The organism is Bifidobacterium mizhiense, from assembly GCF_020884755.1.
In the GTDB taxonomy this organism is placed as follows: domain Bacteria; phylum Actinomycetota; class Actinomycetes; order Actinomycetales; family Bifidobacteriaceae; genus Bombiscardovia; species Bombiscardovia mizhiensis.
Window position 1 is genome coordinate 36,651 of the sequence record NZ_BPWE01000006.1, and the last position, 25,514, is coordinate 62,164.

Sequence of the window (25,514 nt, forward strand, 5' to 3'; positions counted from 1 at the left end):
CACTCCATTCCTAGTCAATGGCCTTCATGGCGGAGCCAGGATCGACCCAAATTCATGAAACCCATCTCGAAATTCACTACCAGTATACCCCTGGGGGGTATAGTGGGCCACATGAGCAGCATTCTGGTCCTTATCGCAGCCCTGGCCATCACGGCAGGCATTATCTGGTACTTCTTTGCGCCCAGAAAGGCCACCCAGGCCAAGGATGAGGGCGGCATCCAGACCGTCCACATCACAGTCAAGGGCGGATACAGCCCTCAGCTGATCCAGGTTCAGGCCGGGCGGCCGGTCAAGTTGGTCTTCGACCGGCAAGAGAGCGGGGAATGCTCCTCACACGTGGTTTTCAACGACTTCAACATCGATAAGACCCTGCCCGCCTTCCAGACCTCGACCGTCCAGTTGACCCCGCCCAAGGCCGGCGATTATCCCTTCGCCTGCGGGATGAACATGCTCCACGGGATGCTCCGGGCCACCGATGGGCCGGCGAGCGGCAGTACCGAGACTCAATCCAAACAAGCACAAAGCAGCCAGTCGCAAGACGAGCATTCACAGGTCGAACCCACCGAGGCCGCCAAATCCGCCCAGACCAAAGGCAGCAACGACCAAGACGAGGCGGATCAGGAGCGCACGGCAGAAATCCGCGACCTGACCAGGCGGTTCATCGTGGCCCTGGTCTTCACGCTCCCGGTCTTCATCCCGGCCATGTTCGGCATGTTCCTGCCCATGCCCCACATTCTGATGAACCCCTGGGTCCAGCTGGTCCTGATATTACCGGTGATGTTCTATTCGGGCTGGCCCATCCACCGCACCGGTTGGCTGGCTTTGGCACACCGGGCTCCGGAGATGAACTCCCTGGTCGCCCTGGGCACTGCGACGGCCTTCCTCTACTCACTGGTGGTCACCGTGGCCCCGCAGCTCCTGCCTGAGGGAAGCCGTGAACCCTACTACGAGGCCGTGGGCACCATCATCACCCTGATGATCCTCGGCCAGATCCTGGAGGCACGAGCCAGGCGCGGCACCGGCGATGCCATCCGCGCCCTTGTTGGACTCAGGCCCAAAACCGCCACTGTGGTGAGGACCGGCGAGGACGGCAGGGAGACCACCCAGGAAATCGCCGTCGACGATGTGGCCGTCGGAGACGTGATTCAGGTCCATCCGGGCGAGAAGCTGCCAGTGGACGGCCAGGTAATCTCCGGATCATCCTCAGTGGACGAATCCATGGTGACCGGCGAACCCATGCCCGTCCTCAAGCAGGAGGGCGATTCCCTGGTCGGAGCCACCGTCAACGGCACAGGCTCCCTGCGCTACAAGGCCACCCAGGTAGGGCAGGACACGGTTCTGGCCCAGATCATCCGGCTGGTCAAGACGGCCCAGACCTCCAAGGCACCCATCCAGAAGTTGGCTGACCGAATATCGTCAATCTTCATACCCGGGGTCATCCTGGTGGCGCTCTGGACCTTCGTAGCCTGGTGGGTGTTCGGCCCCATGCCTCGCGGAGTATACGGAATCGTGGCGGCGGTCTCCGTCCTGGTCATCGCTTGCCCCTGCGCTTTGGGCCTGGCCACTCCCCTATCCGTGACGATCGGCACTGGACGCGGCGCCCGTGCCGGCGTACTCTACCGGTCGGCGGAGGCTCTGCAAGGAGCACACGACGTCGATACCATCGTCCTTGACAAGACCGGCACCATCACCCAGGGCCGACCTGAACTTGCTGATGCCCAGAGCGTGCAGGGGCTGGATGAGGACCTGCTGATCAGGGCGGCCGCGAGCGCCGAGAGCAATTCCGAGCACCCCCTGGCCCAGGCCATCGTCCAGGCTGCTAAGAACCGCAACCTTGAGCTGGTCCCAGCCAAAGACTTCGACTCGGTCACCGGCGCCGGCATCGATGCAACCTTCCCCTCTGGATCTTTTGAAGGAAGCAAGGGCACTTCGCATGTCCTTGTCGGCAACCGCAGACTACTCGAGGGCAAGGGAATCGGACTGGAGAACGAAACGGTGGACCAGGCTGGTGCGCAGCACCTCTTCGACACCGCCCGCAGCTGGGAGGATCAGGGTCGCACGACCATCTTCGTAGCTATCGACGGCAGGCTTGCCGGGGTCCTGGCCGTGACCGACCAGGTCAAGTCCGGATCCAAGCAGGCCATCCACGACATGAACGAGCGTAACATCCAGACCATCATGCTGACCGGCGACAACCAGGGCACTGCCGAGCAGGTCGGAAGCCAGGTGGGAGTCACCCGGGTGGTGGCGCAGATTCATCCCGAGGACAAGGCGAGCATTGTCAAGGCCCTTCAGGCCCAGGGTCACAAGGTGGCCATGATCGGCGACGGCATCAACGACGCCCCGGCCCTGGCCCAGGCCGACCTGGGCATGGCCATCGGCACCGGCACGGACGTAGCCATCGAATCCGCTGACGTGACCCTGGTCTCGGGCGACCTGAACGCGGCTGTCAAGGCCATCGATCTCTCTGCAGCGACCATGCGCAACATCCATCAGAACCTCTGGTTCGCCTTCGGGTACAACGGCCTGGGCATCCCCATCGCCGCCGGCGTGCTCTACCCCTTCATCGGCCTCCTGCTCAACCCCATGATCGCCGGTGCAGCTATGGCCTTTTCCTCCCTGTCGGTGGTGCTCAACGCCAACAGGCTGCGGCACACGCCCCTGAAGGCCAGGCCGGTCAAGGAAGCCAAGCCAATCGACATGGATGCCCTGACCAGGGACCTCAGTATTTCCACCCACCAAGAACACAACCAAGAGAAAGGAAATGAGATGGGACTCTTCCATCATCACGACGACATGCAGCAGGATCAGACAACGGCAGACAAGGTCACCGACCCGGTCTGCGGGATGTCCATCGACCCCAGCACGGCCGCAGCCAAGCGCGACTACCAGGGTAAGACCTACTACTTCTGCTCGCAGAATTGCGTCGATACCTTCGATGCCGATCCGGAGAAGGTGCTCAACAAGTAGGATTGCAGGCGTATCATATTCCTGTAGACACTTTTTATGTCTACAGGAATATTGGTGGTTATCATGCGTCTGCTCAGAATGGTCGTCGAGGGACTTCAACCCTTTGAAAACCAGACCCTAGCCCTGGATCTTTACGCCCGTGACCAGGTCCGCTCGAGAACCCCTGGCAACGGACTGACTTATCTGGAGAACAGTCCGGGCAGTCACATTTACGCGCAGAACGTGCTGTGCCTTACGGGAATCAACGCATCCGGCAAAACCACGGCACTCAACGCCTTGGCCCTGGCCGTCAGCGTCCTAAGCAAGGATGCCAGCCCTATGCTGTCTTCCGTCAGATCCCTCAGCGCCTTCGGGTCCAGCCTGCAGATTTCTCTGATCTTCGAGTCCAAGCAGCACTTCTACCTGCTCAAGTCACAGCTGGATGCGGTTCACGACGACACTTCCGACGAAAGCATGGAACTCCTGACCGATAGCACCTACCGGTTTTCTCAGGAGCAACTTTGGCGCTATCCAAGCAAGCCCCTGCCCAAGTCCGTACTTCGCAATACAGATGCTTTCCAACAACGCTCGAAGCTGATCAAGGTCCGGCGTCCGGCAGCCCAATCCTCAGGTGATGCATCCACCGACACCTACCTGACCAAGGAGGCCTTCGACTACCTCTCCCCTCACTCCAGCATTGTTCTGCCCTACACCAGGACGACTCGCGCTCAGGTCATCACCCGTATCGGGCCAGAAACCTACTTTCCCATCGTTCCTGTCGACACCATCGCCGATCCTGTGCTGCACGTCTTCGATGACAGCATCGACTACTTCCATATCGACCAGGAACACCGCGCCCATCTGAGATTCGCCGGCACCTCTCGAGAGGTGGTTATGTCCAACATGGACACGGCCGGACTGCTCTCCCTGGGCACAGTCCGCGGATCCCGAATCGTCAAAGCGGCCATTCGGGTCCTGCGCACAGGTGGCTATCTACTGATCGACGAAATCGAGAACAGCATCAACAAGGAGCTCGTGCGCATGATCATCAACCTCTTCATGTCAACGACCAGCAACCCCCACGGCGCCACCCTGGTGTTCACGACCCACTACGCGGAACTGCTCGACCTGATCCAGCGCAAGGACAATATTTACTTCCTCAGACGTGGCGAAGACGAGCGCAAGGGCATCCAGGCGATCAACTACTCGGAGGCAGTCAGGCGCGGAGAGCTCAAGCACAGCGAAGTCTTCCTATCCAATTACATCGGAGGCACCGCCCCTAAGGCAGCCGAGCTCAAGGCCATGCGCCAATACGTAGCCGATCAGGTGGCAGGGCAAGAACATCATGCATAGTAGGCGGGAGGAGCTTGCAAGGGCCATCGGGGACGATGCAGTTCTCTTCTCGTGCGAAGGCGTAGCCGAGCAGGTCATCGTCGACAAACTGGTCACCAAGCACCTGACCTTCATCAATCAGGATCGCATCATCACCGATCCTTACAACGATGATGCCTGGTCAACCCGCGATAGAAGCGGCGAGAGCCTGGCTCGTGACTTTCTGACCCAGGACTATGGACGAAACGTGACCATCCTCTGCATACAGGACCAGCTGGGCCACCGCACCTTGCTGCGCCAACCTTACGCCGAACATGCCCAAACCATCAACGTCACCACGCATCCCGAGATCGAGATGTTGATCGTCTACCGCGAGGGCAAGCTGGACGAGTACAACAGTTGGAAGTCACACCATCGCGGCGCAAAAAACAGCAAGCTGAAGCCCAGCCTCTTCTGCAAGGAGAAGCTCGGACAGGACGACCGCAAATTCCGCAATATCAAGAAATATCCTTTTCTGAATCAATACTGGGATGATGCGGATGCGCTGGTCAGAGCTTTGGAACTGTACAGGGAACTAGCCTCTGCAAAAAAGCAGGGTGGCGACTTTCTGCTGGCCGATCTGCTCGGCGTCTGATCAGCGGTCGTCAGCGAGCTGCCAGGGCTGGTCGAGGAAGTCGAAGATGCGCTCCAAGTAAGGCCTCAGAACCTTGTCGGGCATCTGGTAGAGCTCGTGCATGCTGCCCGGGATATGCACCAGCGTGGCCTGGCAGCCGCCCTGCTGGACCTGGTCGACAAAACGGTTCTGGGGCATCGGCAGCACGAACCGGTCGGGTTGCGCCTGGAAAAGCAACAGAGGGGTCTCCACCCGACTGCACCGGTCGGGACGCAGTATGGCCCGGCTCATCTCCAGACTTTCCCTGACCCAGCCGAAGGTGGCGGCACTGGTCTGGTAGTGCAGCTCCTTGGCCCGCAACTTATGGGTCCAGGCCACCCGAGCCTGGCTGCCGTTGGGGTACTTGCCCATGTCCAATTCCGGGCGGAATGGGCCGAACCCCGGAACCATGCTGCGTGAGCGGCCCATCATGCAGGCGGCGTTTGTCGCCGTCCAGGCCACTGAGGGCATGAACCCGGTCCGCGGCGCAATCATGGGTGATGACAGGACCGCCTTGTCGATAAGGGAGGGGAAGGTTTCCAGCATCCGCGCAGCCACGCCGCCGCCCATGGAGTGGGCATAGAGCACCATGGGCTTGTCCTGGGCATACTGCTGGCCCACCTGGGAGCAGAAGGCAGCCAGATCCGCCACATACCGCTGCCAATGATCCACCCATACCAGACTGGGATCACTCACTCCCCGGCCGGAGAAACCATGTCCCCAGTGCTCGGGAATGCAGACGGAGTACCCCTGCATCAGGAAATACCAAGCCATCTCCTGATACTTGTCGGCAAATTCCGAAAAACCGAAGGAGATGATCACGGCCCCACGCACACGAGCCGATCCTGACTCCACCGCGCCCTGACGAAACAGCGCCCGGTCATAACAGACGTAATGCAGAAGCCGGGAGGGGTCAACACCGCTGAGATGGGCCTTGTCCAACACAGTTCCCCCGTCCTCACCGCCGTCGTGGGAGATCATCCATCCCTCACTGCGACAAGAGGCCAGGTCAGGAAGGACGCGATCCTTCATGATCTGGTCGTAGCGGCGCTCCTCAACCAGTTGGACGCTCATGCTCTCACCCTATACCACCTTCTGTTGGACTCGGCCCTACATGAGCCGGGTGCTCTCCAGGTTTCTGACGATCCAATCATTGAAGCGGATGACGGGCTTACGCAGGACCAGCCCCAGCAGCAGCGAGGGCACCAGGAAGAGGGCCAGGGTGGCCATCTCCCGCCAGAACTCCATGCCGTAGGCTCCGGCAACGGCAGACTGCATGGCCCCGATGGCGTGAACAAAGGGCAGGAAGGGATAGACCCCCTGGAAGAAGCCGGGCAGGGTTTCCATGGGGAAGGTGCCGCCCGAGCCAGCCACCTGCATGACCAGGAGGATGACGGCGATGGCCTTGCCGATGTCCCCGAAGGAGACCACCAGGGTGTAGATCAGATTCATGAAGACAAAGGAGGCGAAGACCGCCACCAGCACGAACATCAACGGATGGACGCACTGAACCTTCAGGTAGAAGAGGTCGCCCAGGGCGATCAGGCAACCCTGGAGGATGGCCATCAAGGCGAAGACCGCGAATCTGCCGAAGTACTCCTGGTAGAGCTGAAGCCCGAAGCGGCGGGCGTTGCCTGGCGACTCGGGGCGGAAGGCTCCCCAGGAGCGGCTGTCCTCGGAATCCTCATCCAGGTCATCGGCCCTCTTCCAGGCATCCTCCAGGGAGTCCAGGTGCAGGACGAAGGCCTTCTTCTTGTCGGACAGAGCCACCTTCATCATGGCCGCCAGAATGGTGGCACCCACCCAGATGGAGAGGATGGTGTAGAAGGGGGTCATGGCCGACCCGTAGTTCATGACCGGGAAGACCGCATGCCGATGGATGCCGACCGGCGAGGACAGAAGCGCGGCCAGGGTTTCGGAATCACCGCTCAGCAGGGTTTTGACATCCTGGGTATCTTCGCCCTGCGAAGCCTGGGTCAGGTGTCCCCCCAGGTCGGTCAGCCGCTTGGCAGCCTGGTTCAGGCGCTGGGAGATCTCCCCCAGCTGGTCCTTGGCCTGGCTGATGTCGTTGGTCATAGGGCCAGTCAGCCCGGAAGCGCCCTTGACGGTTCCATCCAGACCCGTCAGAAGCCGGTCGGTCGAGGTGACCACGGTGTCCATGGAGGAAGCCAGGTCGTCCAGGCGGGGCTTCAGGTCATTGCGGTACTGGGTGCGAACCTGGTCCACCGAGGCGCGGGCCTGGGCGATCCTGTTCTTCAGATCCTGTCGCTGACCGGCCAGCTTGTCCTTGCCCTCCTTGGCCGTCTGGGAGGCCTGGCTGATCCGATCGGCCAGATCGCGCTGGGCCGCCTGGGCCGCGCGCATTCCGGCCTGAGCCCGATCAATGGCGGTCAGCAGGGCCTGACGCTGGTCCGCTGTCAGGTTGGCGTCGGATTCCACAGTGCTGCGCAGATCCTCCAGGCTGGCGATCATTCCGTCGTAGTCAGCCGCCGAGTCCCTGATCCGTTCACTCAAATCGTTCAACTGGCCGCTGACGGCATCGCTCTGCTGCCCCACCTTGTCGAAGGCATCGTCGATTTTGGAACCGATGGTGTCATAGGCCCCCGAGGCCTGGTCAAGGGCGGAATCGACCGCCTGGGCAGACCCAGAGAGGGACTTGCCCAGATCCTTGGACCCCTTGGTTCCCTGATTCAGGGCCTTCCTGGCATCGGCCATGGCGGAATCGGACCGGCCCAGAATCCGGCCTGTGGAATCGATCATCTGGCCGGAGGAGTCCAGAAGGCCCGCATAGGCATTCACCTGGCTGGAGGCGGTGGTCAGCCGCTGTGACATCTGATCGATGTGGCCGGTCGTCCTGGTCAGATAATCCTGGACCTCGGGGCTCTGAGAGTAGGTGAAGACCTGGCTGGCCAGGTCGATCCCCACCTGGCCCACGGTCTTGACGAAGGTCTTGTCGATGGTTGTGGCCACGGTGTCGGCCCCCTGCTCGGTGACATGGGGGGCGATGGCGTTCTTCTTCTCGTTCAGGTAGTACTCAAGGTTGGCGTGCTTCACATCCTGCGAAAAGAGGGTCATCATGTCCGCGCTGAAATCCTTGGGGATGACAATGGCGGCATAGTACTCGCCCGAGCGCACCCCCTCCAGGGCCTGGTCGCGGTTGACGAACCTCCAGTCCAGCTGGTCGTTGGCCCGCAGGGTGCTGGTGACCGTCTCCCCCACGTTGATTTTGACCGGGATCAGGTCGGACTTGTATCCCTTGTCGGTGTTGGCCACTGCCACCTTGATGGCCTTGGTGTTCTTATAGGGGTCCCAGCTGGCAGCAATGTTGAACCAGGCATAGAGGGCCGGGACGATGATCAGACCCATCAGGACGATGATGGCGATGACGTTGCTGGTGGCATCGGCCAGGTCCTTGCGCAGGATCCTCCAAATGTTCCTCATCAGCGGTCACCGTCCTCGTGAGCGTCTTCCTCATCGTGGTTCAGGACTGATTCGCGCACGGCCGTGGTCAGCTTGGTCATGGCCGAAGGACCCTGTCGACGCGGGCGAATCAGGGTGTGGAAGTCCATGCCGGGGCGCTCGGTCAGACCCAGCTGCTGCACATAGCTGTCGCAGATGTACTCGACGATGATCAGGTAGGCGTCGATCAGGATGATAGAGGCGATGCAGGCGATCAGCATGACGATCTTGGCCTCGGTGCTGAACAGCAGGATAAGGAAGAGGACCGGCAGCAGAACCAGGGCCAGGCCAGCCCGGATCAGCGTTGGATAGAGGGCCAGGAAGCGATGCGCCCGCCGCCTGATGACGGCACGGTAGTCGCCCTCGCCCAGGATGGAGCGGGCCAGGCTGCCTAGGCTCAGACGACGGTCGGCCGAATGGTTCTGTTCGGTCAGCATCAGGTCGGTGGCACCCAGCCGCCGGTCGAAGAGGGCATTCAGGTTGAGCAGGTACCGCCGCACCACCAGTCCGATCAACAGGGCCGCCGGCAGGTACCAGAAGATGTGGAGCATGTCCTGCCAATAGTGGTTGCCGTACATGCCGCCGATGGTCTCACGCATGGCGTTGATCCCGTAGGTGAAGGGCAGCCAGGGGTTCAGATTGCGGAAGAAGTCGGGCATCATCTCAATGGGATACATGCCCGAGGAGCCAGGTATCTGCAGAATGACCAGGACCACGGCCAGGGCCTTACCGATGTGCCTGAAGGAGGCGGCCAGGGCATAGATGATGTTGATGTAGACGAAGGAGGCAAAGACCCCGGCCAGGACGAACAGGGCCGGCTGATGGCATTGGATGCCCAGCATCAGGTCGCCCACTGTAGCGATCAGCGCCTGGAAGAAGCCGACGAAGACCAGCAGAAGCCAGCGGCCTAGGTAGGCCTGGGTGGCAGTGCACTTGCGGATACCCTCCTTGTCGACCTCCAGCTTGTAGATGGCTATCAGGATGAACCCGCCCACCCAGAGGGCCAGGTTGGTATAGAAGGGCGCCACTGATGACCCGTAGTTACTGACCGGGTAGACCGTGTGCGAGGCCAGCTCCACCGGCGAGGCCATGGCCTTTCCGAAGGATTCGGGACTCAACCCCAGGGTCTGGGACATCCGGTTCCAGGCGGCCGAGGATCCCAGGGCCGCCACATCGGTGCGGACCCCCTCCAGATCGGACCTGACCGAGGCTAGGGAGGCCCTGGTGGTGGACAGGGTCGACTGGGCCTGACCAATGGTGGAATCCAGCTGATCCAGCAGGGCATCGGTTTGGGCAGCCGTGGTGGCCAGGCTGCTCAGGGCGCCCTGAAGCGAGCCGTTGGAGGCATTGAGGTTATCCAGCCCGGTAAGGAGGTTGGGCATGGTGGTCCCCGTCAGACTTTGGCTGGCCGCAGTCAAGGCCTTGATGCCTGTGTCGCCGGTGTCGGTCATGGCCGAGCTCAGGTCCGATGCGGCCTGTTTGCCCGAGTTCAGAGCCGTCGAAGAGTTCTTCTTGAAAGCATCCAGGGATGCCTTCTGCTGCTGGTTGGTCTTTTTCAGATCGTCGATCTGCCGCTGGATGCTCTCGTAGGCCGGATCCCCGGGATGCAGCCCGGACTGATCCAGACCCGACTGGAGCCGATCCACGGCCTTCCCGTTGGCATCGACCAGCTGACCCAGGCCGGAATTGACCCGGTCCACCTTGTCCTGGGTGGCGTTCAGGTCGGCTGTTATCCCGCCTGCCACCGTATTCACATCAGTGACCGCGCTGGACAGTCGAACTGACCCGTCCGCCAGGGCCTGATTCAGTGCAGATGAAAAACGAAGACTGTCGTCGCGGGTCCTGGTCATGTGGTCCTGGGCCTTGCTCAGGGTGGCCTGAGTGGCCGATATCTGACTCTGCAGATCCTTGATGTCGCTTCTGGAGCTGGCCACGGTCTGCCGGGCCTGACCCATGGTGGAACCGATCCGGTCAAGCTGGCCGTCCGTCCGATCCAGCTGGTCGATGATATCCCCCAAGTCACCCACCACCTGGCTGCGGCTCTGCTCAGCCGCGCCCTTGGCATCGCCAGCAGTCTGCAGGACCTTCCCGGCCAGGGCATCGCTGACGGCCGAGACGAAAACGGTGTTGATCTCCTGGTCGATGGTGGAGGCGCCAGTGTCAGTCACCTTGGGAGCGATGGCGTTCTTCTTCTCGTTGACGTAATAGTTCAGGGCAGGCCTGTTCCCGGTCCCCTCGACGATGCCAACCAGGTCGGCACTGAACCGTTCAGGGATGATGATGGCCGCGTAGCACTGGCCCGAGTGGACCTCTTCAATGGCTCTCTGGTCGTCGTCCATGAACTTCCAACCCAGGCTTTTGTTGGCGCGCAGCTCCTGGATGACTGATCTGCCGGCGTTGATCCTGCCGGTTTGCGCGGATTGCGCTCCTCGATCCATGCTGACGACGGCCACCGGCAGGTTCTTGGCATTGCTGTAGGGGTCCCAGAGGGCCATGATGTTGAACCAGGCATAGAGGGAGGGCAGCACGGCCACGCCTATGGTCACCACCAAGGCCACGGGGTTGCGCAGTATCCGCCAGAGATCTCGCCTGAAGATGGCCAACACGGTCTTCACCGCCAGGCACCTCCTTATTGTCTGTCCGGGGGATCGCGGCGCTGGCCTGCTCCACTTGGATCGGCTGCATCCTCCCGGGACCTACGTCCGGCCCGAGTATAGCCACCCTTCCTTACTGGCCCAGGCCGGTCAGCTGATCGTGAATGCCCACTCAAGGCTGGAGGCGGAAGGGCAGGCATGCGACCAGTGGTGGTTTCATCGTATATGAGTAAGGACGGATTCCCAGGGCGACACGGGCTCCCGACAACGGTTTATGCTTTGGCCACGAACAGACGCGAGACCGCCATCGACAGGGCCACGGCCAGGCCCATGGGCATGAAGGCCATGACCGGCAGGTGACAGACCTCCATCAGCATGGCCATGGCCATGAGCGGAGCCTGCTGGGAGGCGGCCAGCAGGGAGGCGGCACCGATCACGGCACACTGCCAGACCGGCAGGCCGGGCACAAGGCAAGCTAGCAACAGCCCCAGGACAGCGCCCATGGCGGATCCCAGGGCTATGGACGGCGTCAGAGTACCGCCGAAGGCCCCGGCACGGATGGTGGCTGTGGTCAGCAGAGCCTTGGCCAGTGCGAAGAGAACCAGCAAGGCAAGCGACTGAGCCAGCTGGAGTCCTGAGAACCCTGCAGACAGGCGCTGATCTATGCCCATCTGAGCCAGGGCCCGGCCGTTGCCCATGACCTGCGGGACGGCCAGGGCGACCAGACCGGTCAACAGAGCTACCACCGTCAGCTGCCAGATGGCCGCAGGACCAGTGGTTCTATGGGCCTCTGCCCAGGAGGTCATCCGCCGAAATCCTGCCCCCAGCAGTCCCATGACCGGCCCGATCAGTAGGACTACCGCCATGAGCCAGGGCCGGAAGGGCTCGGAGCCGACCTTATAGTAAGGAGCAAACCCTTTGATGGAGCCGCCAACCAGGGTAGCCAGGGCTGACATGGCCAGATTGACCGTGACCACTTCGACATCCACCCGCCGCAGCAGCACCTCGATGCCGAAGAAGGCACCGGTCAGAGGCGCAATGTAAATGCCGGCGAAACCCGCACCAGCAGCCGAGGCGACCAGCAGCGGACCGTCCTGATCACGCAGTCCAAGTCGCCGACCCATCCTGGCCCAGAGACCGCCCAGAAGGGCCCCGGCCTCGCGCGGGGCCACCTCCCTGCCGATGGAGCCCCCGGCAGCTACAAAGAAGATCTGGGTGAGCACATGGACCACGGTCCGCCCCGGGGGCATGGGCGCACCCTTAACGGCCTGGCCTACCGAGGGAACCAGCCTGGTCCTCGTCCGCAGCCAGGCCCAGACCAGACCGGCCGCCAGACCAGCGATGGTCACCGAAGCCAGCCTCCTGATCGGCGGCACCGCCTCAGCTGTGGGAGTCCCTGGAGTCTCAGCGAAACCCAACAGGCCGACCTGGGTCAGCTCAAAGAACCTTGCTAGTAGGCCCGAGGAAAGTCCGACCAGCAGGCCCAAGCAGAGCACCGAAACCGCCAGACCCCAGCTGCGGGGAAGCTGGAATCCACGTTCGGGCCCTGGAGTCTGGTCAGGCTTTCGTTGGGTATGCACAACCCCAATCTAGCGGAAGCAACCGCCAGCAGAGCGTTAGCCCAAGCAGCCTTTTGTCAGTCCGTCTTGTTCTTGAGAGCCTCCCGCAGGAAGTCTCGCTGCAGAATAAGCAGGTTCTCGGCCACGGTCTCGTCGTTGGTCATGTGGGTGATACCGGTCAGCGGCAGGACCGTATGGGGACGGCCGGCCGCCATCAGAGCACCGGAGAGCCTCAGGGTGTTGGCCACGGAAACGTTATCGTCCGCAAACCCGTGGATCAGCATCAGCGGGCGGCGCAGCGAGGGAGCATCATCAATAATCCCGTTGCGGCGGTAGACGGCCGGATCCAGACCCAGATAGCGCTCGGTGTAATGGGTGTCATAAAGGGTCCAGTCGGTGGGCGGGGCACCCGCGCAGGCGGCATGGATCCGGTCGGGAGCCCGCAGAACCGATAGGGCCGACAGGAAGCCGCCATAGGACCAGCCGATCATGGCCACATGCCCCAGGTCGGCCTCAGGAGCGAAGTCCGGCAGGGCCTCCAGGGCCTCAAGCTGGTCATCCAAAGTCACCTGGGCCATGTCCTCGAAAATGGCTCGATCCCAAGCAGGCCCACGACCCGGCGTACCCCGGCCATCGGCGGTCAGAACCAGGAAGCCCTGATCCGCCCACCACTGGGACTCCCAGTAGTAGGACTGGTTGAAGACCACCTGTTGGGCGCCCGGCCCGCCATAGGGCTTGAGCAGGACGGGCAGGCTGTCGGCGCTGGCGTAGGGGCTGGATTCGGACGGTCTGACAATGGCTGCGAACAGCTCGTGCTGACCCATGCGCACGAAGTCCACGTTGGGGGTGAACCCGGGATCGCTGCTGGTGTCGGCCAGGACGGCGCTCATAGCCCCCTGGCTATTGATATGGCCGGCATCCACGGCCCGCCGATCAGGACGATCCTGGTGCTCATGTCGAACAGGTTCGCCAGTCTGCTTAGCGCTGCTGTCGGGGCGGGCTTCACCCACCAGGCCCAGCCCTTCAGCACCCAGGCGGTCCAAATCCCCGTCTGCTCCCAGGTAGCAGTGGCGCACCTGCCCCTGCGCCGAAGCCATGGTCCGTCCGCTGACCACGATGCCATGGCCAGCTCGCGAAGCGGACCACACCCCAGGCAGACGGTTAAGCACATGAATGGAGCCGTCATAGCTCAGGCGCATCAGGTCGAAACTGCGGGGATCAGTGGAGACCACCGCCAACACATCGCGGTCCTCCACAGACAGCACCTGCCGAATCTGGCAACCCGCTGGAGAAAAGACCCTCCCGTCCAGGCGCAGCCGCGTGGTGTCGGCTTCTGTATCGATGAAGGCATCCACCAGCCCGCCCTGGGGCCGGTAGGCCGGCAACCCGGGCACCAGGTCGATCCATTGGTCATTGTCATGCGTCTGCAGCACCCTGGTGGCCACCTTGGGCGCGGCCTCGGGATCAAGCAGGGTCATATTCTGTCCCGGCTCCAAGTCCTGACGAGCATCCGGCACCTGCACATCCAGGATCCTGTCCTTGGTCTGCCGACGGTTCTGAACCAGCAGTAGGGGCCGATGCCCGTCCTGCCAGCGAACCACGGCCAGATACTCGAAGGCCTGATGATCCCAGTCCACCTCGCCCACCCAGGGGTCGGCGTCATCCTGGCCCAGGAGGACCAGGCTCAGCCCGACGCGGGCGTTGGCGGTCAAAGCCTGAGGATACCGCCGGGCGCGCGGCCCGACCTGAGGATTGGCCGGATCGCTGATGTACCAAATCGGCTCATCGGAGGAATCCATGTGCTCGACCAACAGGGACCGGGAATCCGGCGACCACCAGAACCCCTGGTAGCGATCCATCTCCTCGCCGGCCACGAACTCGGCCAGCCCCAGCTGCATCCGATCATCGGTGCCGGGGCGCAGGGCCAGGACAGCCCGTTCACGGTCCTGCTCGGCACCCTGCCCGATAGTGACCACCATCAACCGGTCGCCAGTGGTATAGGCCACCATGGTGCCGTCCGGGCTGATGGCGGGATTGAGCACTGCAGAATCGCTATCTTCCAAGCTCAGGGCCCGCGTGGAGGCGGTGAGACCATCGGGGGCTATCAGCGAGAGCCAGAGCCGACCACCTAAGGCAAAGACCACCCGATCCCCGGCAGCATCCACGCTGTAATCGACAATGCCCTCGCCGCCCTCTCGCGAGCGCTCCCTGCGAGCTTGCTCGGCGGCTGGCACCTGTTCCTGGTCCGCATCATCCAGCAGGGCCCTGGGGTCAGCCAGGAGCACCTCATGGTGACGGCCTTCCTGGTCAAATACAGACAGCCAGAGCTCGGTCACCAGGTCCTCAGGCCCGTCGGAGCGCAGGAATACGGCCCGCGAACCGTCCCCCACCGCCAGGGCCGACCGTGGCGCACCCAACGTAAACCGCAGGGTCCGGGCCTTGGCCCGCGGATATGCCTCCATCGCCCGATCCACCTCTTCGGCCATGCTCGCTCCTCGACTATCTCTGACATGATCTCCATGACCATGCGTCTGCCACGATGATAAGCGCCCAGGCGCCAAAGGGGAATTCGAATAGCTCAACTGCGATGCGCCACCCTGCCCGCAGCAGACGTTAATCGTTCTACATGAGAAATTTTTATCGCCGAATAAGGCCTATTTCCTGACTTCGGCCGGCCGATGACCATTCCCTGCGATAGAATTGTGGCGTATTATCGCCAAAGACTGGTTGATGATGCCTGTTTCCCAGGGGTGAGGGTGTCAAGGCAGGACACCCTATGAATGTATCTGGGGAGCAACCGACAATAGAGAAAATAGAGGTAACCAATGAATATCATGGTTCGTATCAAACGCGCATGCGCAGTACTCGCTGCCGGCGCCACCCTGGCAGGCGGCCTAGCATTGCTGCCTACCGTGGCCCAGGCTGTGGAGAGCAAGAATGTCCAGACCAAGGCCGCTACTTACACAATCACGTTTCACGACCTCGGTGCTGGTGAGACTGAGATTACTCGCACTACCGGCACAGACGGCAAGCTGAACCCCGCTGATGTCCCAACGCCTACAGTGACCACTGAGATGACCGGTCAAAACGTGACATCTGATGGCTGGGCTGCGAGTTCAGTGGAACCAAATCAACCTAAGATCGACTTCGCCACTCATGTTTTCACCAAAGACACCCATCTCTATCCTCACTTCGCGGTGTTAGACCCCACCGCCACCCCCACTTACACGGTCACTTTCATCAGTGTGAATCCTGAAAATATCCAAGATGCATATATGGACCCGTTCGAAACTAATAGTGAAGGCAAGCTGGATATAGACGAAAACACACAACCCGAGGTTCATAACTTCGACGGTTACAGCTTCGCCGGTTGGTTTAGCGATAATGGCGGATCCCCTTACGTCCGCGGTGGCACCTACACCGCAGACACTATTTTCAGGGCCAGGTACACCAAGGTGACCACTCCCAACGAGCCTAACAAGCCTGGTCAGACCGCTCCGGTTGACAACAACACCAAGCAGCCTGCCAAGGACAACAAGGCTCCCGCCAAGGATCCGGCTAAGAAGGACGCCAAGGACAACAACACTCTGGCTCAGACTGGCGCCGATGCCGTGGCTCCTCTGGCCATTGCCGCTGGCCTCTGCCTGGCTGCCGGCATCACCCTGGGTCTGCGTCGCAAGCTGGCTCTGTGAGCCCTCAGGCTTCGGCCTGACCCATGATGATTGAAGTTCAAAGGCCCCTGGTCCATTGCGACCACGGGGCCTTATCCATACCCGGCAGTCGCGGTCGTTCGAACCTGTTCATTGGAGAAATTGCAAGCATCCGACCGCCCATTACCCCCTTCCGGCAGGGTCACGTACTATGAAAGGGTTATATGGAAAGGGATGACTATGAGCGTTCTCGATCGTTTCGAGAAGAGCGTGGAAGGCGCCGTTAACGGTGTCTTCTCGAAGTTCGGCTCCAAGGACCTACAGCCCGTCGACCTGTCGAGCGCCCTCGAGCGTGAGATAGACTCACAGGCCATGCCCGTCGGTCGCGACCGCACCGTGGCGCCCAACGAGTATCGGTTCAGACTATCCACTCCCGACTTCGACCGCATCGAGCAGTGGGGTTCGGAGGCTCTGGCCAACGAGCTGGCAGACAACCTGACCAAGTACGCCGAAAGCCAGCACTATGCCTTCGTCGGCCCGGTCGTGGTCATCTTTGAGGAGGACCTCAACCTGAACAAGGGCGACTTCCACCTGTCTGCCGAGTCGGTCCAAGGCAACGCAGCACCCGTCACCACCCCAGACGAGTCCAAGGACTGCCCGGTGCTGGAGATCAACGGCCGCCAGTACCTGCTGACCGCCCCCATCACCACCATCGGCCGTGGATCCTCTTGCGACATCGTCATCGATGACGCAGGCATCTCCCGCCGACACCTGCAGATCGAGATCACTGACAAGGGCGTGGTAGCCCGCGATCTGGGGTCCACCAACGGCACCTATGTAGAAGGACATCAGGTTCCCGCAGCCACCCTGCTGGACGGCAATACCATCACCATCGGCCGTACCCGCATCCTCTACTGGGCATCGTCACAGGAACAGGATTCGTAAGTCGCCCAGACCTTGAAGTAAGGTCGAATCATTATGCTGACTGAACTGACATTCGCCATCCTCAAATACGGATTCCTGGCTCTGCTATGGGTATTCGTCTGGCTGGCCATCCGTTCACTCCGCAAAGATATCGAAACCTTCAGCCCCAAGACCTCTCATACCCGCCGACGCAGCGAACGCGCAGCCCAGGGCAAGCTGCCGGCGGCAGCCAGATCCGTACCTATTGCCCCGGTCAGCAAAACAGAGCCTGCAAGCGACGACCCCTCCTTGTTGGTAGTCATTGACGGGCCCCTGGCAGGCTCCTCCACGCCGCTGTCCGGACGGCCCATCACCCTGGGCCGCTCCTCCTCGAACACCCTGGTGCTGGACGACGAGTTCGTCTCAGGCCATCATGCGCGGGTCTACCAGGACCCTGCATCGGGCCGGTGGGCCATTGAGGATCTGGGGTCCACCAACGGCACCGTCGTATCGGGGCAGAAAATCACGGCGCCGACAATCCTACCGGCGGAGGTTCCCGTACGCATCGGAGCCACCACCTTCGAGTTGAGGTAGCCGCCCATGACCAGGAACGACGCGAGCCAAAAGCTGTTCCTCTACTCCACGGCGGTTTCAGACGTGGGGTACGTGCGCAGCAACAACCAGGATTCAGCCTTCGCCGGCGAGCGCCTGGTGGCCATGTGCGACGGCATGGGCGGCCACGCAGGCGGAGACACGGCCTCAACCATAGCCATCCGATCCCTGGCTCACATCGAACGCGACGACCGTGAGCAGGACGTGCAGTCCCTGGCCCGGATGATGGAGACCTCGGTCATCGCAGCCCATGACGCCATCGTGGGCAAGGCCAAGCGCGAACACCGGCTGTCAGGCATGGGCACCACGGTCACGGCCCTGGCGCTGGCCGACGACTCCTGGGTGCTGGCCCATATCGGGGACTCCCGGGGCTACCTGCTTCGGGATGGCAAGCTGATCCGGATGACCCAGGACCACTCCTACGTGCAGCACCTGATCGACACCGGCCGCATCTCCCCGGCCGAAGCCCGCAACCACCCTCAGCGCAACGTGGTCATGCGTGTCCTGGGGGATTTCGACATCGACCCCCGCCCGGACATCTCCATTACCAAGGCCCTGCCCGCAGACCGCTGGATGATCTGCTCGGACGGCCTCTGCGGCGTTCTGGAGGACTCGACCATCGCCGAGGTGCTGTCCTCGGTCTCGGACCAGGCGGAGTGTGCCCAGCAGCTGGTCACCTTCGCCCTGAAGGCCGGCAGCACCGACAACGTGACTGTGGTCATCGCCGATGCCACACTGGCCCTGGATGCCGACGCCTTCGACCTGCCCCATCAGACCCCTCTGGTCGGTGGCGCAGCCAGCTCCAACCTGGAGGCCCTGGCCGATATCCTGGATGAGCCCGTAGCGGCGGCACCGCGCCTGCGTGACGAATCCCGGGAGTCCCCCGCCAAGCGGGCCGCCGATCTGACCCAGGACCGGGATGCCGGCAAGCAGGAGGACGAGGACGAAGATGGCCGCACTGCCCAGCCCTCGGCTGCCCGCGAGGAGAGCGGCGAACGGCATGTGCCCGACACCAGCGAGATCCCCGTCGTCCGCAAGAAGGACGGTTCGGCCTCAGCTGATCCCTACGACCCCGACGTGGCTGACGCCATCCACAAGGAGCACCTGGAGCAGCGCAAGCGCCAGCGCTCCAGGCACCGGAGAATTCGACTGATCCTGGCCGGCATCATCACCTTGGTAATCCTCGCTCTGGCCGGAGGCACAGGTGCCGCCTATCGTTGGAGCCAGGAACAGTACTACTTGGGCACGGATCAAGGCCATGTGGTCATTTACCAGGGTGTGCCCACCAAGGCCTTCGCCCTCTCGCTGTCCCACCCGGTACAAACCACGGACATCGCCGTCAAGGGGCTGCCCCAGTCCTGGCGCGACCAGTTGGAAGAGGGCATCACCGTCTCCAGCATGGATGACGCCCAGGAGCACGCCAACCTGATCCGCAAGGAGGCCGGCGACCTCAAGCGCGAACACGCCAAGACTGCTGCTTCCCCCTCCGCCTCACCCTCCGCTTCACCCTCCCCGTCGAAAACCAGCCAGGACGGGCGGCACTCGTCATGATCGCCATCCGTTTGCGCCGCATAGGCCTTCTGCTTTTCTCCCTGCTGGTAGGGTTCATCGGCTTCTTCCAGATGTTCGCCCGTTCCGCGGGCCACTTCCCTGGAGACTACGCCGCCCTGTTGGCAGTCACCGCTGCCCTCTTCATCGCCCTATGGGTCCTCTTGGAGATTTTCCAGCCTTATGGCAGCCAGGCCATCCTGCCCAGCATCGTCATCCTGAGCTCCCTGGGCATCACCCTGATCACCCGCATAGATCTGCGCAACGCCCGGATCGGCCAACCCACACGCGTGGGCTTCACCCAGCTGATCTGGCTGTGTCTGGCCCTGGTCCTGTGCGGACTGCTGGTCGTGCTGCTGCGGGACTACAGACTGCTGCGTCGCTTCTCCTATGTGAGCATGGTGGTGGGCCTGGTCCTGCTCCTGTCGCCCATGCTGCCCGGCATCGGCCGCGAGATCGGCGGCGCCCGCATCTGGATCGGCGTGGGGTCGCACACCCTGCAGCCCGGCGAATTCGCCAAGCTCTTCCTGGCCTTCTTCTTCGCCGCCTACCTGTTCGACCACCGAGACCAGCTGGCCGTGGGCGGCAAGAAGGTCCTAGGCATGCGGATGCCCCGAATCAAGGATCTGGGCCCCATCATCATCGTCTGGCTTATCTCGCTGGCCGTCCTGGTCATCCAGCATGATCTGGGCACCTCGCTGATGTACTTCGCCATGTTCGTCTCCATGCTCTATGTGGCCACCGGCCGCACCAGCTGGATCGCCATCGGCTCGGTCTTCTTCATCATCGGGGCCGTGGCCGCCTCCATGATCTTCGCTCATGTGGGCGCCCGTGTGGACGCCTGGCTGCACCCCTTCAGCGATGCCGAGTTCAGCAAGGCCTTCGGAGGGTCCGGACAGCTGGTGCGTGGCATCTTCGGCCTGGCCGCCGGTGGGCTGACCGGCACCGGCCTGGGTCAGGGACGCCCTTGGATCACCCCTCTGGCCAACTCCGACTTCATCTATACGTCGGTGGGCGAAGAGCTGGGGCTGAGCGGCCTGCTGGTGGTTCTGGCCCTCTACCTGGTCATCGTTGCCTCGGGCATGATCACGGCCATGAAGATCAAGGACGGCTTCGGCAAGCTCCTGGCCTCCGGTCTGGTCTTCACCATGGCCTTCCAAGTCTTCACCGTGGTGGGCGGCATCACCCTGGTCATCCCCCTGACCGGCCTGACCATGCCCTACATGGCGGCGGGCGGCTCCAGCCTGGTGGCCAACTGCATCCTGGCCGTCCTGCTGATCATCATCTCCAACGCGGCCAACAAGCCTGCGCCGGAGGTCAGCTCGGACACCTTCAAGTACGAGGCCCTGGCCGTCCTGCGCCAGCAGGAGACCAGCAAGCGCAGCGGACAGGACGACTCGGACCATAACGATTCGGACCAGGACGAGGAGACCGACCTGCCAGCCACCGGACGCATTCCCGCCCGCCAGGTACGAGGAGGTGGACAGTGAACAAGGCCCTGCGTCAACTCTTCAACGCCGTCATCGTCCTCTTCGTCATTCTGGGGCTTTCCAGCTCCATCATCATGGTGATCCGGGCAGGGAGTCTGAACTCGGATCCGCGAAATCTGCGCGCCCTCTACCATGAGTATGCGGCGCCCAGGGGGGCCATCCTGACCTCGGACGGTGCCGTCATCGCCCAGTCCGACCCCACCAACGACTCCTTCCAGTACCAGCGGCACTACAACAAGGGGGCCGTCTACTCGCCCATCACCGGCTACTACTCCATCACCAGCCCGGCCGACCGGGGAATCGAAGCCTCGCGCGACCGCTTGCTGAGCGGTCAGTCCGACAGCCTGTGGATGGACCGGCTCAAGTCCCTCTTCACCGGCACCCAGAACAAGGGCGCCTCCATCGAGACCTCCATCAATCCCAGCATGCAGGAGGCGGCCTATAACATGCTGGGCAACCTGTCCGGATCGGTGGTGGCCATCGAGCCCTCCACCGGCCGTATCCTGACCATGGTCAGCACGCCGAGCTACAACCCCGGCGACCTGACCGCCCACGACAGCGGCGATGCCTCCCAGGCCTATCAGAAGCTGGCCTCCCGCTCAGATAACCCCATGCTCAACCGGGCCACCTCGCAGCTGTATCCACCCGGGTCCACCTTCAAGGTGGTCGTGGCCGCCGCCGCCCTGGAGTCCGGTCAGTACCACCCCGACAGCCAGCTGCCGGCAGGAGCCTCGTACACCCTGCCCGGCACCAACTACAACCTGACCAACGCCACAGCCACGGGCAACGGGGTCAACGGCAGGATCAGCATGGAGAACGCCCTGGCCTACTCCTCCAACACCGCCTTCGCTCAGCTGGGTGTCAGCCTGGGCGGCAAGGCCTTGGCCGAGCAGGCCCGCAAGTTCGGCTACGGCTCCACCATCACCTTGGACGGGACCAACTCCACAGGCCGACCCATGAAGGCTGTGGCCTCCAAGTTCCCCGAGGACCAGTCCCAGGACCGGCTCGCGCTGGCCTCCATCGGCCAGGGGGACACCCTGTCCACCCCCATGCAGGCGGCTATGACGGTCGCTGCCGTGGCCAACGGGGGCAAGCTCATGCAGCCGACCTTGGTTGACCGGGTGCGCTCCAGCGATCTGAGCGTCATCAGCGAAACCACGCCCTCGGTCTACTCGCAGGCCTTCTCCTCGGACACCGCCAAGGCCCTGACCACCATGATGGATGCGGTGACTACCAAGAGCTACCCGGAGCTGGCCATCCCCGGCATGCAGGTGGCGGCCAAGTCGGGCACGGCTCAGATCGGTGCAGGCAATACAGCAAATGACGGGTGGATGGTAGGATTCGCTCCGGCCGATAACCCCAAGGTGGCTGTTGCCGTCGTGGTGCATGGCATCTCCTCCTATGGCATGGAGATCGCCGGGCCGATCATGAAACGCGTCATGCAGGAGGCTGCCAAGTGAAACTGGTACAGGGACAGCTCATCCATCGACGGTACCGTCTGGACCGCCGTCTGGCCCAAGGGGGCATGGGCGAGGTCTGGAAGGGCTACGACATCGAACTCGGCCGTGTGGTGGCCATCAAGGCCCTGCGCGAGGACCTGACCAACGAGGAATCCAAGCTGCTGCGGCTGCGGGCCGAGGCGCACAATTCCGCCAACCTGGCCCACCCCAACATCGCCGCCCTCTTCGAGTACTACGAGCACGACGGCATCGGATTCCTGATCATGGAATACGTGCCCAGCCAATCCCTGGCCGACATCTATCGGGACCGGGGCGCCTTGGACCCCATTGAGCTGCTGCCCATCCTGATCCAGACGGCTCGGGGGCTCTACGTGGCCCACTCCCACGGGGTCATCCATCGGGACGTCAAGCCGGCCAACATCATGGTCTCCGACACCGGCGAGGTCAAGATCACCGACTTTGGGGTCTCCTACTCAACCAACCAGGGGCAGATCACCCAGGATGGCATGGTGGTGGGCACGGCCCAGTACATCTCGCCCGAGCAGGCCCAGGGCCTCCAGGCCACCCCCCAGTCAGACATCTACTCCCTGGGCGTAGTGGCCTACGAGGGACTCTGCGGGCACCGGCCCTTCACCGGCGCCACCCCGGTGGACATCGCCGCGGCACACGTCAACGACCCTGTGCCGCCGCTGCCCGACTCGGTGGACAACCAACTCATGAACTTCGTCATGTCCATGCTGGCCAAGGACCCGCGGGACCGCCCGGCGAATGCACTGGTGGTCTCGCACACACTGGCCAGGATCGAGCAGCGGCTGCTGGATCAGCAAGTGGGCGAGACGGAGGTCATCAATCCACGCGCACCCATGCCTCGACGCATTATGAGCAGGCCGCACGCGGTAAAAGACATCTTCAGGCCCTTCTGGGGGCACTATGGAGAAGGAAGCGCACAGCGCGGCCTTGAAGCGACGAACGGAGGGGATACCCTATGAGCATCACACTGCCGCCGTCCCTAGCGGACGGACGATACCGTCTGGGACAGCTGATCGGACGCGGTGGCATGGCCGAGGTCCACAAGGCTGTGGACACACGTTTGGGAAGGACCGTCGCGGTCAAGATCATGCGATCCGATCTGGCCAACGACGAGGTCTTCCTATCGCGGTTCCGGCGGGAAGCCCACTCGGTCGCCCTGCTCAACAACCCCAACATCGTCTCCATCTACGACTCAGGCGAGGAGATACTGACCGACGACCAGGGCAACCATGAGCGGGTGCCCTACCTGGTCATGGAATACGTCAAGGGCCAGACCCTGCGGTCCATCCTCAAGGAGAACGGCGCCCTGAGCCAGCGCGACAGCGAGCAGGTCATGCTGGGCATGCTCAGCGCCCTGGACTACTCCCACCATATGGGCGTCATCCACCGGGACATCAAGCCCGGCAACATCATGATCTCGGAGCAGGGCATCGTCAAGGTCATGGACTTCGGCATCGCCCGGGCCATGGACGACTCTGCCGCCACCATGACCCAGTCCCAGGGCGTGGTGGGCACGGCCCAGTACCTGAGTCCCGAGCAGGCCCGCGGCGAGAGCGTGGACATGCGCTCCGACCTTTACTCGGCCGGCTGCGTCCTCTACGAGATGCTGACCGGACGGCCGCCCTTCAACGGGGATTCGGCCGTGGCCATCGCCTACCAGCACGTCACCGAGGTGGCCACCCCGCCCAGCAGCATCGTGCCCGGCCTGCCGAAGATGTGGGATTCCATCTGCGCCAAGGCCATGGCCAAGGACCGGCAGAACCGGTATGCCACGGCCTCCGCCTTCAAGAGCGACATCCTGGCCTTCATGAACGGCGGAACCCCGGTGGCTGCCGCCTTCAACCCGCTGACCGACCTGGCCAACGTCAAGGCCCGCAAGGATGCCGAGCAGGGGACCGAAACGGCCACCATGCCGCTGACCGAAGAGGAGACGGCCGCCACCCAGGCCTTCAACCCCGTCCAGGATTCGCTCAACCCTGCTGCCACCGGCGTAGCCACAGCTGAGCGCACAGCCGCCAAGACGGCCCAGCAGAAGGCCAAAAAGCGCAAGAAGATCATCATCGGCGCCGTCCTGGGAGCCCTGCTTCTGGTAGCCGCCGGACTGGGTCTCTGGACGGTCGTGAACCGGAACCATCATCAGATGGCCGAGGTGCCTACCATCAACGCGCAGATGTCACGGATCCTCGCCCGCGAGAAGGTGACCGCCGCAGGCTTCCACTATCAGGAGAAGGAGGACCACGACTCTGCCGAGCCCAAGGGGACCTTCACCAAGCAAAGCCCCAAGGGCGGAAGCATGGCTCCCAGAGGCTCCACAGTGACCGTCTGGTTCTCCTCCGGGCCTAAGGACACAGCCATTCCCGACGTCAAGGGTATGAACCAGCAGGAGGCCCGCAGAACCCTGGAGAAAGCCGGATTCAAGGTCTCCCCAGCCGCCTCGGTGGAGGACAGCCAGGACGTGCCCAAGGACCACGTGACCCGCACGGATCCCGCCGCGGGCCAGAGCGTGGCCAAGGGAACCAGCATCCTGATCTACATTTCCTCGGGCATGACCAAGGTGCCTGATCTGTCTGGCAAGAGCAAGGACGACGCGACCAAGACCCTGCAGAGTCTGCACTTCAACATCACCATCCGCGAGCAGGCCTCCAATAGCGTGGCGAAGGATATGGTCATCAGCACCGATCCGGCTGCCGGGTCCTCCGTCCAGCAGGGAGCCATGATCACGGTCACCGTCAGCAACGGCATGCAGTTGGGCAACTATATCGGTATGACTTTGGGCGAGGCCAAGCGCACCCTGGGCCAGGGGGTCAATATCAAGGTCAATGGCCCCAACAACGACAACGCCGAGGTCACCGGCCAGGATCCTGCCGCTGGCGCCTCCTTCGACAAGTCCAAGGACACCATCACCCTGACCACAGCCATCCGTATCCCGCCCTTCTCCCAGGGCGAGACCTTGGGCAGCTACCGGCAGAAGCTGACCAACAGCGGTGTCAGCGCCGACAGGATCACCTCCATCGGCAAGGACACGGACAAGGTGACCGCTGTAAACCCGGCGGCAGGAAGCAGGGTGGACGACAATACACCCATCACGGTGACCACCATCAGCTCCACCAACTGACCTGATATGGCCCCGGCGGGCACAGTCCTGCCGCCGGGGCCATATGTTGGGTCATATAAGGCCGGGCAGCATGAGTAGGGGTGAATACCACCGTGGTGTCTTAGATAAACTAGGGCAATCACTTCCGGCAGTCGGCAAGATATGACATCAATAAGCGGCGG

General features: G+C 62.5%; 16 protein-coding genes. 11 read left to right on the top strand and 5 right to left on the bottom strand.

What is annotated here, in order from left to right; all coding sequences use genetic code 11:
* Positions 1-111: 111 nt before the first annotated feature.
* Genes LPC22_RS07695 through LPC22_RS07705 form a run of 3 tightly spaced genes read left to right on the top strand, consistent with a single transcriptional unit; the run spans position 112 to position 4,915 of the window.
* Positions 112-2,970 carry a heavy metal translocating P-type ATPase gene (locus LPC22_RS07695; protein WP_229133378.1) on the top strand — a complete coding sequence of 953 codons (2,859 nt, stop codon included), beginning with the start codon at positions 112-114 and terminating at the stop codon, positions 2,968-2,970.
* Between the two features lie 36 nt (positions 2,971-3,006).
* The gene (locus LPC22_RS07700) at positions 3,007-4,302 is read left to right on the top strand and encodes an AAA family ATPase (protein ID WP_229133379.1); all 1,296 of its coding nucleotides are present in this window, start codon (positions 3,007-3,009) and stop codon (positions 4,300-4,302) included.
* Positions 4,295-4,915, top strand: coding sequence for a hypothetical protein (locus LPC22_RS07705; RefSeq protein WP_229133380.1), 621 nt, complete (start codon positions 4,295-4,297; stop codon positions 4,913-4,915). The genes LPC22_RS07700 and LPC22_RS07705 overlap by 8 nt, the downstream gene beginning before the upstream one ends.
* Here LPC22_RS07705 and LPC22_RS07710 read toward each other — a convergent pair whose 3' ends face one another.
* From LPC22_RS07710 to LPC22_RS07730, 5 genes are all read right to left on the bottom strand, one after another.
* Positions 4,916-6,007 carry an alpha/beta fold hydrolase gene (locus LPC22_RS07710; RefSeq protein WP_229133381.1) on the bottom strand — a complete coding sequence of 364 codons (1,092 nt, stop codon included), beginning with the start codon at positions 6,005-6,007 and terminating at the stop codon, positions 4,916-4,918.
* Between the two features lie 36 nt (positions 6,008-6,043).
* The gene (locus LPC22_RS07715; protein ID WP_229133382.1) at positions 6,044-8,374 is read right to left on the bottom strand and encodes a YhgE/Pip domain-containing protein; all 2,331 of its coding nucleotides are present in this window, start codon (positions 8,372-8,374) and stop codon (positions 6,044-6,046) included.
* Positions 8,374-11,007, bottom strand: coding sequence for a YhgE/Pip domain-containing protein (locus LPC22_RS07720; RefSeq protein ID WP_229133383.1), 2,634 nt, complete (start codon positions 11,005-11,007; stop codon positions 8,374-8,376). The genes LPC22_RS07715 and LPC22_RS07720 overlap by 1 nt, the downstream gene beginning before the upstream one ends.
* A gap of 251 nt (positions 11,008-11,258) precedes the next feature.
* Positions 11,259-12,566, bottom strand: a complete 1,308-nt coding sequence (locus LPC22_RS07725) for a chloride channel protein (protein WP_229133384.1) — start codon at positions 12,564-12,566, stop codon at positions 11,259-11,261.
* Positions 12,567-12,622: 56 nt separating this feature from the next.
* Complete coding sequence (locus LPC22_RS07730) at positions 12,623-15,031, bottom strand: S9 family peptidase (protein WP_229133385.1); 2,409 nt, start codon at positions 15,029-15,031, stop codon at positions 12,623-12,625.
* 339 nt (positions 15,032-15,370) lie between these two features.
* On the opposite strand from LPC22_RS07730, the gene LPC22_RS07735 reads away from it, so the two are divergent.
* From LPC22_RS07735 to pknB, 8 genes are all read left to right on the top strand, one after another.
* Positions 15,371-16,237 carry an LPXTG cell wall anchor domain-containing protein gene (locus tag LPC22_RS07735; RefSeq protein WP_229133386.1) on the top strand — a complete coding sequence of 289 codons (867 nt, stop codon included), beginning with the start codon at positions 15,371-15,373 and terminating at the stop codon, positions 16,235-16,237.
* Positions 16,238-16,435: 198 nt separating this feature from the next.
* Complete coding sequence (locus tag LPC22_RS07740; protein WP_229133387.1) at positions 16,436-17,140, top strand: FHA domain-containing protein; 705 nt, start codon at positions 16,436-16,438, stop codon at positions 17,138-17,140.
* 36 nt (positions 17,141-17,176) lie between these two features.
* On the top strand, positions 17,177-17,692 hold the full coding sequence (locus tag LPC22_RS07745) for an FHA domain-containing protein FhaB/FipA (protein WP_373312927.1): 516 nt from the start codon (positions 17,177-17,179) through the stop codon (positions 17,690-17,692).
* A 6-nt stretch (positions 17,693-17,698) separates the two neighbouring features.
* Positions 17,699-19,261: a PP2C family protein-serine/threonine phosphatase gene (locus LPC22_RS07750; RefSeq protein WP_229133389.1), complete on the top strand. Its 1,563-nt coding sequence runs from the start codon at positions 17,699-17,701 to the stop codon at positions 19,259-19,261.
* The gene (locus LPC22_RS07755; protein ID WP_229133390.1) at positions 19,258-20,748 is read left to right on the top strand and encodes an FtsW/RodA/SpoVE family cell cycle protein; all 1,491 of its coding nucleotides are present in this window, start codon (positions 19,258-19,260) and stop codon (positions 20,746-20,748) included. The genes LPC22_RS07750 and LPC22_RS07755 overlap by 4 nt, the downstream gene beginning before the upstream one ends.
* Positions 20,745-22,208, top strand: coding sequence for a peptidoglycan D,D-transpeptidase FtsI family protein (locus LPC22_RS07760; protein ID WP_229133391.1), 1,464 nt, complete (start codon positions 20,745-20,747; stop codon positions 22,206-22,208). The genes LPC22_RS07755 and LPC22_RS07760 overlap by 4 nt, the downstream gene beginning before the upstream one ends.
* A complete protein-coding gene (locus LPC22_RS07765) occupies positions 22,205-23,197 on the top strand; it encodes a serine/threonine-protein kinase (protein ID WP_024627542.1) in 993 nt (330 codons plus the stop codon). The genes LPC22_RS07760 and LPC22_RS07765 overlap by 4 nt, the downstream gene beginning before the upstream one ends.
* Entirely contained in the window at positions 23,194-25,353 is a 2,160-nt protein-coding gene (gene pknB / locus LPC22_RS07770; RefSeq protein ID WP_229133392.1) for a Stk1 family PASTA domain-containing Ser/Thr kinase, read from the top strand. The genes LPC22_RS07765 and pknB overlap by 4 nt, the downstream gene beginning before the upstream one ends.
* The last annotated feature ends 161 nt before the right edge of the window (positions 25,354-25,514 follow it).

Bases quoted from the DNA above. Each gene is read 5' to 3' on its own strand.
- LPC22_RS07695 (WP_229133378.1), top strand. From the start codon at position 112: ATGAGCAGCATTCTGGTCCTTATCGCAGCCCTGGCCATCACGGCAGGC.
- LPC22_RS07700 (WP_229133379.1), top strand. From the start codon at position 3,007: ATGTCTACAGGAATATTGGTGGTTATCATGCGTCTGCTCAGAATGGTC.
- LPC22_RS07705 (WP_229133380.1), top strand. From the start codon at position 4,295: ATGCATAGTAGGCGGGAGGAGCTTGCAAGGGCCATCGGGGACGATGCA.
- LPC22_RS07710 (WP_229133381.1), bottom strand. From the start codon at position 6,007: ATGAGCGTCCAACTGGTTGAGGAGCGCCGCTACGACCAGATCATGAAG.
- LPC22_RS07715 (WP_229133382.1), bottom strand. From the start codon at position 8,374: ATGAGGAACATTTGGAGGATCCTGCGCAAGGACCTGGCCGATGCCACC.
- LPC22_RS07730 (WP_229133385.1), bottom strand. From the start codon at position 15,031: ATGGCCGAAGAGGTGGATCGGGCGATGGAGGCATATCCGCGGGCCAAG.
- LPC22_RS07735 (WP_229133386.1), top strand. From the start codon at position 15,371: ATGAATATCATGGTTCGTATCAAACGCGCATGCGCAGTACTCGCTGCC.
- LPC22_RS07740 (WP_229133387.1), top strand. From the start codon at position 16,436: ATGAGCGTTCTCGATCGTTTCGAGAAGAGCGTGGAAGGCGCCGTTAAC.
- LPC22_RS07750 (WP_229133389.1), top strand. From the start codon at position 17,699: ATGACCAGGAACGACGCGAGCCAAAAGCTGTTCCTCTACTCCACGGCG.
- LPC22_RS07755 (WP_229133390.1), top strand. From the start codon at position 19,258: ATGATCGCCATCCGTTTGCGCCGCATAGGCCTTCTGCTTTTCTCCCTG.
- pknB (WP_229133392.1), top strand. From the start codon at position 23,194: ATGAGCATCACACTGCCGCCGTCCCTAGCGGACGGACGATACCGTCTG.